General features: G+C 41.2%; 12 protein-coding genes. All 12 read right to left on the reverse strand.

Translation table 11 applies throughout. The features are described 5' to 3' along the window. Positions 1-514: 514 nt before the first annotated feature. Positions 515-1,708: an ABC transporter permease gene (locus tag HCJ54_RS10865; protein WP_036067514.1), complete on the reverse strand. Its 1,194-nt coding sequence runs from the start codon at positions 1,706-1,708 to the stop codon at positions 515-517. Continuing rightward, the gene (locus HCJ54_RS10870) at positions 1,705-2,394 is read right to left on the reverse strand and encodes an ABC transporter ATP-binding protein (RefSeq protein ID WP_149024061.1); all 690 of its coding nucleotides are present in this window, start codon (positions 2,392-2,394) and stop codon (positions 1,705-1,707) included. Before HCJ54_RS10870 ends, HCJ54_RS10865 begins: the two co-directional genes overlap by 4 nt. A 28-nt stretch (positions 2,395-2,422) precedes the next feature. Next, on the reverse strand, positions 2,423-3,103 hold the full coding sequence (locus HCJ54_RS10875) for an efflux RND transporter periplasmic adaptor subunit (protein WP_187137643.1): 681 nt from the start codon (positions 3,101-3,103) through the stop codon (positions 2,423-2,425). Between the two features lie 253 nt (positions 3,104-3,356). Further along, positions 3,357-4,184: a pur operon repressor gene (purR, locus tag HCJ54_RS10880; protein ID WP_185409404.1), complete on the reverse strand. Its 828-nt coding sequence runs from the start codon at positions 4,182-4,184 to the stop codon at positions 3,357-3,359. 139 nt (positions 4,185-4,323) lie between these two features. After that, the gene (chbG, locus tag HCJ54_RS10885; RefSeq protein WP_187137696.1) at positions 4,324-5,064 is read right to left on the reverse strand and encodes a chitin disaccharide deacetylase; all 741 of its coding nucleotides are present in this window, start codon (positions 5,062-5,064) and stop codon (positions 4,324-4,326) included. Between the two features lie 17 nt (positions 5,065-5,081). Then, on the reverse strand, positions 5,082-5,942 hold the full coding sequence (gene ispE, locus HCJ54_RS10890) for a 4-(cytidine 5'-diphospho)-2-C-methyl-D-erythritol kinase (protein WP_036067528.1): 861 nt from the start codon (positions 5,940-5,942) through the stop codon (positions 5,082-5,084). A gap of 199 nt (positions 5,943-6,141) precedes the next feature. Next, entirely contained in the window at positions 6,142-6,402 is a 261-nt protein-coding gene (gene veg / locus HCJ54_RS10895; protein ID WP_036067518.1) for a biofilm formation stimulator Veg, read from the reverse strand. 122 nt (positions 6,403-6,524) lie between these two features. Beyond that, a complete protein-coding gene (rsmA, locus tag HCJ54_RS10900) occupies positions 6,525-7,409 on the reverse strand; it encodes a 16S rRNA (adenine(1518)-N(6)/adenine(1519)-N(6))-dimethyltransferase RsmA (protein WP_187137644.1) in 885 nt (294 codons plus the stop codon). Continuing rightward, entirely contained in the window at positions 7,402-7,974 is a 573-nt protein-coding gene (rnmV, locus tag HCJ54_RS10905; protein ID WP_185525844.1) for a ribonuclease M5, read from the reverse strand. The genes rsmA and rnmV overlap by 8 nt, the downstream gene beginning before the upstream one ends. A gap of 137 nt (positions 7,975-8,111) precedes the next feature. Continuing rightward, entirely contained in the window at positions 8,112-9,353 is a 1,242-nt protein-coding gene (locus HCJ54_RS10910) for a resuscitation-promoting factor (protein WP_187137645.1), read from the reverse strand. Between the two features lie 296 nt (positions 9,354-9,649). Beyond that, positions 9,650-10,417, reverse strand: coding sequence for a TatD family hydrolase (locus HCJ54_RS10915; protein ID WP_187137646.1), 768 nt, complete (start codon positions 10,415-10,417; stop codon positions 9,650-9,652). A 253-nt stretch (positions 10,418-10,670) separates the two neighbouring features. Further along, on the reverse strand, positions 10,671-12,665 hold the full coding sequence (gene metG, locus HCJ54_RS10920; RefSeq protein ID WP_187137647.1) for a methionine--tRNA ligase: 1,995 nt from the start codon (positions 12,663-12,665) through the stop codon (positions 10,671-10,673). Positions 12,666-12,706: the final 41 nt, after the last annotated feature.

The following is a 12,706-nucleotide window of genomic DNA, read 5'->3' on the forward strand; positions in this document are numbered from 1 at the left end:
TTAAATATTGTTTTTATTGTACACTAAATTAAAACATTATTTATATGCATCCCCTTAACCTGCATTGCAACTACACTTCCCCTATTTATTAACCTGTTCAATAAGCCTCTTCAAGATAACCAAATTTGATTATCCATCAAAATGAGCTGGTTTTTTTGTGTACAAAATAACCTATAGATGCAAGCTTTTACTCATATTTTTGCACATTGTTTTTTAATCTTTTTTACAAAATGAGCGGAATTATGACAAAGCTAACCGAACCATTATAATACATGTGAAGGGTTGGTATAATACAATTTTCAGTATAATAACATACTATTAGGCAATTGATATTAGTTCATATAGGCGCTAATCTCATCACAATTATGACAAACAGATTAAAAATATATGACAGCTCTTTTTACCTCAAAAATTGGACCTTTTGCATCAAAAAATGTATTTTTTGTCATAATCTTTAAAAGCTACATAATAAAAAAAGAGGATTTTTTTACATAAAATCCTCTTTTTCTTGCTATTATTCTGATCGTAATGCATCAATTGGTCGTAATTTCGACGCTTTATTCGCTGGTGTAATACCGAATATAACACCGATAAGCATCGAGAATAGGAAAGCTCCAATGATTGTTGGCGCCGTTATGCCTGATGGTATTCCCGCAAGCGATCCAAAAGCAAGTGCTCCTGATACACCTATTGCAATACCTACCAAACCTCCGACAACACTTATAACAATGGATTCAATCAAGAACTGGGTCAGAATATCTCGTTTTTTCGCCCCTAGTGCTTTTCGAATACCAATTTCTCGTGTTCTTTCGGATACGGAGACAAGCATGATATTCATGATTCCAATACCACCGACAACTAGCGAGATACCCGCAATGGCCCCAAGCGCCGTTGTCAAAGTAGAGCTGATCGTATCAAAGGCATTCAAAATCTCCTGCTGATTAATCACTTGATATGGTGCTGTTTCTCCACTCGCCGAGTCTGCCTCATTATAGTTGAAATGAATGGACAAGCGTGATTCAAGCGTATTAACAACCCGATCCACATCCTCCGCCGTGTCTGTTTCGACATAGAAAGTCCGAACGTTCGTATCTTTTAGTAAACGCTGTGCCGCTGATAACGGGACAAATATTTGATCATCGCTAGAGCCCATCATGGATGCACCTTTTTCCTTAAGTACACCGACGACTTTGTACGGCATACCGTTAACGCGGATATATTCACCGATAGGATCAGAAAATCCAAACAAATCACTGGCTACATTCGGTCCAATAACCGCGATTTTCTGACCGTACTCCACATCAATTGGAAGCAAGAATCGACCCGCATCCAGTTTCAGCCCTCGAGCATCTTTATACTGCTCATTTGTACCGATCAGTTTCAAGTCCTTCGATTTGTAATCAAACGTTGCTTTGACCTGTCCTGAGAGTTCTGGAGAAATACTTTTGACACCATCAATATTCTTGTATTTCAAGACGTCATCGTATGTGAACTTATCATTTGGATTCGTTGATGTATTCATGACTGTCACCAGATTAGAACCGAGATCACCCATCTGGCTGTTTACTTGATCTGTCACACCTTTACCAAGGGAGACGAGCAGGATAACCGACGAAACACCGATAATAATTCCGAGCATCGTCAAAAAAGACCGCATCTTACTTGTTTTTAGTTGTTTCCAAGCCATTTTCATACTTTGGAGGATCATTGCGTTACCCCCTCGTTGAAAAGTTGACCATCTTGAATCCGAATCGTTCTCGTACCATAATTCGCGATATCAAGATCATGCGTGATCATAACGATCGTATTGCCAGCACGATTTAGTTCTTGCAAAATCGCCATGACTTCTTTTCCCGTTTTGGAATCGAGTGCTCCGGTTGGTTCATCGGCCAACAAAATTTGCGGATTTGCTGCAAGTGCACGAGCTATTGCTACACGTTGCTGCTGTCCTCCAGAAAGTTGTGTCGGTAGATTTTGTTTCTTATCCGTTAAACCGACTTTATTCAAACAATCCAGCGCAATCTCTTGTCTTTTATTCACGTTCATACCGCCGTAGATCAACGGTAATTCCACGTTCTCTAAAGCTGATAGTTTCGTCAACAAATTAAATTGTTGAAAAATGAAACCTATTTTCTTATTGCGAATCGCTGATAATTTGTTATCATTTAGCGTTGCCACATCGACACCATCTAAATGATACTGACCAGAATCCGGCACATCTAAGCAACCAATCATATTCATCAAGGTCGACTTACCAGAGCCAGAAGGTCCTACAATCGCCAAAAATTCGCCTTTTTCAACGGCTAGCGTCACATTATCTAATGCTTTAAATGTCTCACCACCGAGCGTGTATGTTTTTGTCAAATTTTTCATATCAATAAGCGGACTCATCACGTGATCACCTCCTTGTTTGGTCTAGTTTTTAAAATCCTGGCTGTCCTGATGATTTCGTTTTTGTTGGTAAAATGACCTCATCGCCTTTTTCTAGACCTTTCGTGATCTCGATGTTATCTTCATTGTGAAGTCCTGTCGTTACGTATTGTTTCACTTCTTTTGTTGTATCATTTTTCCCTTTCTTAGGAACGAGCACATAATATTTACCGTCATCCTTTTTTTGAACAGCTTCGATTGGGACGTAAAGCGCGTTTGCCTTTTCGTTCACGAGAATCGATGCGTCTGCTGTCATCCCAGATTTCAAATTGGTCGTATCATCGATCGTGATTGTCACTAGAAAAGAAGATACACCGTTCATTACTGTTCCCTGTTCTGCGATTTCTTTTACTTTACCTGTGTATGTTTTATCAGGCACCGCGGTCACAGATATTTTTGCTTCCTGATCGACTTTCACATTCGGAACATCGAGTTCGTCCATCTGCACTTGCAGTTGTAACTCATTATAATCAGGCGCTTGTTGATTTTGTGGAACAATTGCTCCTGTGGCTGTCGCGTTGATTTTCATGTCCCCCTGTTTTACTTTCGTCGTTACAAGGTCTTTTGTTGCTGCTGTATCTGATCCTGATTTAGAGCCTAAGAATAGTACTGCTCCAACTACGATCGCCGCGATAATAACGAGAGCGATCAACCATTTTACCCATTTCTTCATGTGTGTTGCCCCTTCCAAATTAAGTAATTGTTTGTCAGTACCCGTATGTAGGTAACTAAGCATTAAAAAGTTCATAAACACAAATATTCACTTTCCAAAATGTTCATGCCTTCTCTATAAGTAACTATTGTAGCACACCTAAAATGAAAACCAGTCGTACGGAGGTCTTATTTATTTGTTCATATTCCATTCATATTAAAAAAACTAGAATACTAAGACAGCAAGATCCGCCGCTTCGATTCTAGTCTACTTTTTATTCATTCGGGTAATTGAAATAATTTCCTTCTACTACTTCGATTTGCTTTTCTTTCACGTTCACATTCTTAATTTTTACTAACGAGACGTAATCATCCACTAGCCGTTCTTCTGCGTACTCTGACTCGACCAACACACCTATGCCAACTAATTTCGCATTGAACTCTTCTAACAAGTTCTTCATCCCATTAATCGTTCCGCCAGCCTTCATGAAATCGTCGACGATCACAACATTCGAACCCTCAGGCAGGCTCCGCTTGGATAATTCCATCTTCTCGATCCGTTTGCTCGAACCAGATACGTAATTGATACTTACCGTCGAACCTTCCGTTACCTTGCTATCACGACGCACAATGACAAACGGGACATTCAAGTGTTCAGCAACAGCTTGCGCGATGGGAATGCCTTTTGTCGCCACCGTCATAATCGCGTCAATTCGCTGCTTATTGAATTTTGTCGCTAAAATTTTGCCGATATGACTTAGCGTCACAGGCTCGCCTAGTAGATCCGATAAATATAAGTATCCGCCTGGAAGTAACCGGTTAGGCTCTGCGATGCGATTACAGAGCGTCTGAACGAAATCAAGCACGTCCGCGTTATCAGCAATCGAAATGTATTTCACGCCACCAGCGGCGCCTGGGACGGTCTCAAGCGTGCCGATACCTCGATCTTCAAATGTCTTCTTTATAATTACTAAGTCTTCACTAATCGATGATTTTGCGGAACCGTAACGTTCTGCAAACAAAGTTAGTGGTACTAGTTTTCGTGGATGGCTCAGTAGAAACTGTGTCATATCAATTAAACGCTCACTACGCCGAATTTTCATTGTACTTCTTCTCCTCTTTTTAAAAATAGCTTTTCCAAACAATAGAACCTATTTCGCCCTTTTTGTACGTGTTTAACTTTATTATAAAGGCTTTTTGGAGGAAAAGATAGTAATACAGATATCGCGCGTACTGATCTGCTTATTTCATGACCTCTTTAAAGCTCACCACTTCTGCCCCAACAGATGTCAGTGCAGAAAGGACTTCATCAGACGTTAAAAATGTTAGTTCTTTTATGCGATAATCAGAATAGGAGCTAAGGGATAACAGGGTTTCATCGATAAACGCTGGATGGCACATGAACTCCAATGTTTGCGTATCATTTTCGTGTGCTTGAATCACTTGCTTCACGACATCCGCTGTAATACCATCTGCGTAAAATTGATCAGAGAAGCGATCGGTAGTTGGAATACCCTTGTAATCGGCATCGTGAACAGAGCGACGTAGGCCAACACCATATTTCTTCGCAAGTTTTTGCAGGACTGGCAGTACGATTGGTTCGATTAAATGATGGGTGTCAAAATGGGAAATCTGGATTCCTGCCGCTAGGATTTTTTCGATTTGAGCTGTGAATTCGCGTTCTACCTCGTCAAAATTCAGCGTATCGGTTGAACTTCTTAAAACATCTTGTGGCAAAAATTTACCCGATGCCGCAGTCAAGCTTGGGACATCGTTTAAAAGCGGACTGCCGAACGTTAGCGTCAAATGTGCACCAATATCAAGCCCTGGATTTTCTTTCGCGATTTCTGCACCTAAATCAAATGCGGGTGAATTCGCAAGCATCGTCGTTGATTTGACCACACCATTCTTGTAAGCTTCCAAAATCCCATATACGACACCTTTTGACAAACCAAAATCATCTGCATTAAAAATAACTTTCATCATGATCGACTCCCTCATTATTTTTCTTCTTGCCATGGTCTTACTAAATATACTTCTTCACAAAAGCCTCGCAGGCCGTTATAGACACGTTTAGCTCTGGAATACTGTTTTACAAGAGCAAACACCGTCGGGCCACTACCGCTCATTAAAGCCGTATCTGCGCCGAACTCTAGCATCTTCTCTTTGATCCGCTTCACTTCTGGATGTTTCACGAGTGTTACCGTCTCTAGGACATTACCGATATTCTCGCAAATTCCGTCAAAACTGTTATCCCGAATCGCCTGTACCATTCCTGCCGTATTTGGGTGCGTGACCTCACCGACACGCAAATCGCGGTAAACACCAGGTGTCGACACGCTAATCGACGGCTTAGCCAAAACGATCCAACAGTTGGGCATCATCGGAAGCGGCTCAATAATTTCGCCGCGCCCAGTTGCCAGTGCCGTACCACCGTACAAGCAAAATGGGATATCGGATCCGAGCTCTGCGCCAAGATCCGCTAACTCCTCAATGGTTAGATTCAAATCCCACAGCTGATTCAACCCTTTCAGCGCTGCGGCTGCGTCACTACTGCCACCCGCAAGTCCTGCCGCAACCGGAATACTCTTATCGAGCGTCATCGCTACGCCTTGCTTCACTGAAAACCGCTCTTTTAGAAGCGCTGCCGCTTGGTAAACTAGGTTCCGTTTATCATCTGGGATAAAATGTGCTTTGACGTCCAATTTGATGATATCCTTTTCCAGTAAAACTAACTGCAGACGATCCGCCAAGTCAATCGTTGTCATCACCATTTCGAGTTCGTGGTAATTGTCGTTTCTTTTATATAGCGCATCCAATGATAAATTAATTTTCGCCGGTGCTTTCACATTTATTTTCATCGCTTCTACAGCCTTTCTTAGGGAACCAATGTCGTTCGACCATTTATTTTCCAAGGATCCTCATCTCAAAAATCTTCTTCATTTATTTTACCATACAGCGACGTAAATATGTACTTCTAAACGAAAAGCTACGATTATGTAACAATGCACATCAAAAAACCAGCTCTCCAAAAAAGAACTGGTCTTGAGATATCAGTGATTAAAGTGCTAATTCCTTACTTACATCATCAGTAAAGTCTAATTCTACAGTGTCTGTTAAAATGTCTGTATAACTATAGGATACTCTTTCAAAATTGTTCTCGTCTTGATCTAATTCCACTACGAAAACTGATGGATAAGTTTCAGCTAAAACGCCACAACGCTCGATCGTTTTCTTACGTCCGCCGTTCGCTTTCAAAGTTAGTCTTGTTCCAAGTCTGGATTCAAGATTTTGTTTGATGCTTGCAATAGTTTTTGACATTTATATTCCACCTCACTAAATTCCAGTATAGCATAGTAAGGCCTAAAAATCAATAAACAAATATTTTAACAGCGAAACGCCCTTCTGTCAACCGGCAAGGTCACTTTTTTAGTGATTTTTCACTAATTTCTCATGAAACCGCCAAGAAAATTACTTAAAGTCGCAAATTCAGGGATCGAAAGCGTTTCACCACGACGTTTCACATCGATACCAAGCTCGGCAAGTTTTCCTTCTACTTCTTCTTTTTGAGGCTTCAATTCAGGGAAACGATTCACTAAATTGTTCCATAGCGTTTTTCGTCTTTGGGCAAATGCAGAACGCGTAATATCAAAAAAGAAATCGACATCATTCACTTTTGCGGGTGGTTCTTCTCGCCTTTTCAAATGGATAATTGCTGAATCCACGTTCGGTTGCGGCATAAATACAGTTTTAGGAACAATAAAAGCTAGTTCGGCTTCCATGTAGTACTGAATCGCGATCGACAAGCTTCCGTAAGCCTTCGTGCTCGGTTTTGCCGAAATACGATCCGCGACTTCTTTTTGAAGCATAAAGGTCATGCTAGACACCGGTAAATCCTCATGAAGCAACTGCAAAATAATTGGCGTTGTTACGTAGTACGGCAAGTTCGCCACGACCTTCACAGGCTTCGTCCGTTCTGGCAGGTTCGCCTCAATCATCGCCCCAACATCCACTTTCAAAATGTCTTCGTTCACGATGTCCACATTATCATAAGCCGCCAATGTATCCGGCAGAATCGCCATCAAACGCTGATCGATCTCGAATGCTAAGACGCGGTGTGATGTCCGGGCCAAATGCTCCGTCAAGGCACCGATACCTGGCCCAATTTCAATCACATCCGTCTCTTTATCTAGTCCAGCCGTCTCCGTAATCCGACGTAAAATATTACTATCAATCAAAAAATTCTGACCCAGGCTTTTCTTAAAAAGAAAATCATACTTCTTTAAAATCTCCTTCGTACGTCCCGGCGTTGCGATATCTTTACTCATTCGTTTCCTCCTGCACTATTAAGCCCCATGCGGCTTCAAATTGTTCGCTTGTAATGCCAAACATGCGAAGTCTAGCCTGCAATTGTTTGCCGTTCGTATAACCTATTTTAAGGATTTCTCCTAATCGTTGCCGTTTTGCTTTGGCTCCAGCGCCGCCCATCAAACCTAGCATAACTAGGCGCTCATAGTCGATGTCACTCGTTGTCGTACGCTCATCGCTCGTATGGAAATGTTGCAGGGCTTCTTGAATAACCGCAGGCTTAGCATGTTCTACACCAAGTCCACGCCCGTATTTTGGCAAGGCATCACTTCGTTTAATAAAAGCATGATGGCATCCTGGCACTGCCGCATCGATTTGCTTGCGGATTTTCTCACCGGGGAAGTCTGGATCTGTCAAAATGATAACGCCTCGTTTTTCTTTTGCATGGCGGATTTTTTCAATTGTCGTTGCAGATAGAGCCGAACCATTCGTCTCGATCGTATCAGCATCGGCTGCGCGGTGTATCGCCGTTGTATCGTCTCGTCCTTCGACTACAATGACCTCATGAATCACTAACTTCTCCATACCATTCGTCCCTTCTCTCACTCCGTCTTTCTATCATACCATAAAACCCGAAAAAGCTAAATATCATGATAGAGGACACATAAAAAAACAGGATACAGCCCTATTAGCGGCTTATATCCTGCTTCATTGTATTCTTATTAATCTAAAACTGTTACGGTCACTTGACGTCTACCCCAAGTGTAACATTGGCTTTCATTCGGGAAGTATACGTCTACGATATTACCTTTAATCGCGCCACCAGTGTCTCCTGCAATTGCTTCTCCGTATCCAGACACGTAGACTCTAGAGCCTAGTGGGATAACGCTTGGATCGACAGCAACTACTTTTAAATCTGGGTTTGCTGTTAGGTTAATACCTGTCGCTGTTGTACCGCCACCTGAATAAGCAGTTGATTCCATCGTGAACGTTTTACCGCCAGATGCTGGCTTGCTACTTACTTTTGAAGTGCTACTGCTTGAGTTCGTTGCTTTTTTAGAAGGCGCTGGACTATTGCTAATAGCCGTCACAACTGCCTCTTCTTTCGTGCCACGAACGACGATCTTATCTTCTGGTTTAGCTATTACTTGTTCTGCAAGAAGCTTACGCTGTTTTTCTTTACCATTTTCAAGAACAACATTGTATTTGGCTACTTTCTCGCCCGCTTTTCCTTCTTGTACTACTTTTTCTACACCTTTATCAAGCGATGCATCTTCTTTTACTACGGTTTTGAAACCAACTTTCGATTTCTTTTCATCGGTTTTTTTGTCTACATATGTAACAATAACCGTCATATTTTCCGCAAGTTTTGCCGTTTTTGCAGGCAATACCTTATCATGTGCATCCAGCTTAATATTTTTCTCTGCTAATAGAGCTGCAACTGTATCTTTTGTTGTCCACATTACTTCTTTCTTCGCACCATTTTGAATCGCAAGAGCTACAGCACGGTCGATTTTAACTTCCATGTTTGCTGCTACTTTGTCATCCAATGAAACGTTCAAAGCATCTTGTGGGCGTGTCGTAATATTTTCATCCTTCAGTACTTCGGCAACTGTATCTTTTGTTGTCCATACATTTGCTTCTTTACCTTCGTCATTAATTGTTACTTGTTTTGCTGGAATGTAAGCAATCTTCATCCCATCTTTTATAGCTGTATTTTTGGAATATGATAGTTCGTCATGTTTTCCAATTTTTACACCTTCGTCATTTAATACTTCTCCAACTGTTTTTGCGTGCGTGCTAACTTTTGTAACCTCGCCTGCTTTTACAATCGTGATATCGTTTTTAGTTCCCTCGAAAACGAAATAAAAAACCAAAGCTATGACAATAACAAACGCGCCAATCATTATTGGTAAACGCCATTTTGATTTCTGGCTTGCGTTACTGCTAGTTTCCATGGTCATGTATTTCTCCCCTTTCTAACTTCTGTTGTGATTATATACGGGGGACGAAAGAACTGTCAACGAGTTTACGCATTTATTTATTCAGATCAAAAAAAGCTTGGAAATCGTTGCTACAAAGCCATTACAAAACCTTTTCATTACATTTTGTGTCTAATATGTCAAAAACATTTCATGCTAATCAGTCTCTGGTCGTAGGCATAATATAGCGCATTCTTAAACTTTTCTTAAACATTCTTTCGCGCTTGCTTAAGATTCCGTTACAGAGTTCAGGTTATATTACGGTAGTGTTACAAAAATCAATGCAATCCAAACAGTTTATTTGCATTTTCTGTGGTGTGGTAAGCGATCTCCTCATATTTCATTTCTTTTAATTCAGCGACCTTTTCGGCAACAAGCTTGACGTAACTTGGTTCATTTCTTTTCCCGCGATTTGGATGCGGAGCAAGATATGGCGCATCTGTTTCGACCAAAATCCTATTTAATGGCACTGCTTCTGCTGCAATTTTTGGCAATTTCGCGTTTTTAAAGGTAACTGTTCCTCCAAATGAGATATAGAAATTCATCGCAAGACAAGTTTCCATCACTTCTAACGTTTCTCCGAAGCAGTGCATAATTCCACCGACCTCATCTGCCTTTTCTTCCTGCAAAATACGCACAACATCTTCTGTTGCTTCACGATTATGAATAATAATTGGAAGCTTTACTTCTTTAGCTAACCTGATTTGCTGGCGGAAAACCTCAAATTGAATTTCTTTTGGCGATGTATCCCAATGATAATCCAGTCCCATCTCGCCAAGCGCAACTACTTTGGGATGTGTAGCTAATTCACGTAACCACTCTAATTTTTCCTCTGTAAATGTAATCGCATCTGTTGGGTGCCATCCGACGATTAAGTAAATAAAATCATATGTCTGGGCAAGCTCTAGGGCACGCTTAATTGTTTCTTCATTAAAACCCACGACGGCCATCCGAGTTACATCATTTTCTTTAGCTCGTTCGATAACCGCTTCTAAATCCTCGTTAAAGGCATCATCATTTAAATGAACATGTGTATCAAAAAGCATTTTTATCCCTCATTTCTTAATCTTCAATGGATCAAATGACGACTTTCTTCTATAGAATAGTATAACCCCATTTTATTATGTAGCAATACTATAGAAGAAAGTAGTTTTTTTAGTAGAACAATAGCATGACTCAAAAACTGTATTTCTATATGCCAGTGCTGCAAAATTTCTTCTCGTGTTCATTAGTTGATGCAGGAATACAGGAGGAAAAACCAAAGTGAGATGGATTCCTTAGAACGCCACCTCACTTTTATTATTTCACTTTCGCGCCGTTTGGAAGGGCACTACTTGCTTCGAGTATTTGTAATGTGCCATCTTTTTCGCCTGACAGGATCATGCCTTCACTCATTAGCCCCCGTAATTTCACCGGCTTCAAGTTGGATACGACAATTACCTTTTTACCGATGAGTTCTTCTGGTTCATAAAATTCTGCGATGCCTGAGAGAACTTGGCGTAGCTTGCCTTCACCTAGATCTAGTTGGAAACAAAGCAGTTTATCTGCTTTTTTGACTTTTTCAACCTGTTTGACTTCGCCGACACGTAGATCGATTTTGTCGAAGTCCTCAATACCGATTTCTGGTGTTTCAAGCGCTACAACAGTCGGTTCTTCTACTTTTGGCGCCACAATGGTTGCTTTCATTTGTTCTTGAATATAAGCTACTTCTTCCGCTGCATCTAAACGAGGGAAGATTGGCGTTCCTTTTGTAACTACTTTGGTGCCTGCTGGAATTTTGCCGTAGCCTGTGATAGATGCCCAGTTTTTTAACGCTTCGTCCGTAATTCCTAGTTGTGTGAAAATGCCTTCTGGACATTGCGTTAAGAATGGTTTCAGCATAACAGCGATGATTCGTAAATTTTCTGCTAGATGCGTCATCACGCTGGCCAGCTCGTCGCGCTTCGCTTCTTCTTTTGCGAGTACCCATGGCGCCGTTTCGTCGATGTATTTATTCGTGCGGCTGACAAATGTCCATAACTGGGAAAGGACGACCGAGAATTGCATCGTTTCCATATTGATTTCATATTCTTTTAGAACGTTGTCTTTGAAAATCTCTAATTCACCGTCAAAGGGCGTTACGTTGCCTTGATAAGCTGGAATTTCGCCATCAAAGTATTTATTTATCATCGCAACAGTCCGATTTAACAGATTTCCAAGGTCATTTGCCAAATCGTAGTTCACGCGATCCACGAAGTCCTCCGGTGTGAATAGCCCATCAGAACCGAATGGAACCTCGCGTAGCAAGTAGTAACGCAACGCATCTAGACCGTAGCGATCAATCAACATATACGGATCTACGACGTTTCCTTTTGATTTGGACATTTTGCCGTCTTTCATCAGAATCCAGCCGTGTCCGAAAATCTTCTTCGGTAGTGGTAAATCAAGCGCCATCAGGATAATCGGCCAATAGATCGTATGGAAGCGGACGATTTCTTTACCGATGATGTGCACGTCTGCAGGCCAGTATTTATTGAAATTTCCTTCATCATCAGAGCCGTAGCCCAGTGCAGTTATGTAGTTAGAAAGCGCGTCGATCCACACGTAAACCACATGTTTTGCATCTCCTGGCACTTTAATTCCCCAGTCAAAAGTAGTTCTGGAGACTGCTAGATCTTCGAGTCCTGGTTTGATGAAATTATTGATCATCTCGTTTTTGCGTGATTCCGGTAGGATGAACTCTGGATTGTTGTTGTAGTAATCAAGCAAACGATCAGCATATTTGCTCATGCGGAAGAAATAGGATTCTTCTTTCACCAATTCTACTTCGTTGCCACTCGGCGCTTTTCCACCAATTACTTTGCCATTTTCATCACGATATACTTCTTCTAGCTGGGTTTCTGTGAAATATTCTTCATCAGAAACAGAATACCAACCTTCATATTGACCAAGATAAATATCCCCTTGATTCAACAGTTTTTGGAAAATTTTCGCAACGCCGTCTTTATGACGTGGCTCCGTTGTGCGGATAAAGTCTGTATTTGAAATTTCGAGCTTTTTCCATAAATCTTGGAATCCTGCTGCAATATCATCTACATAGCTTTGCGGTGTAATCTTTTGTTCTTCTGCTTTTTGTTGGATTTTCTGACCGTGCTCGTCTGTGCCCGTTAAGTAAAACACATCGAAACCGCGTAGTCGTTTGTAACGCGCCATCGCATCTCCCGCAACGGTTGTATAAGCATGCCCAATATGAGCCTTTCCACTTGGATAATAAATCGGAGTCGTAATATAAAATGTATTATTCTCTTTTGGCAATCTAATCCTCTCCTATTCTCCCGCCGAAAATCATGTTTTTC

The organism is Listeria grandensis, assembly GCF_014322885.1.
Taxonomy (GTDB): Bacteria; Bacillota; Bacilli; order Lactobacillales; family Listeriaceae; genus Listeria_A; species Listeria_A grandensis.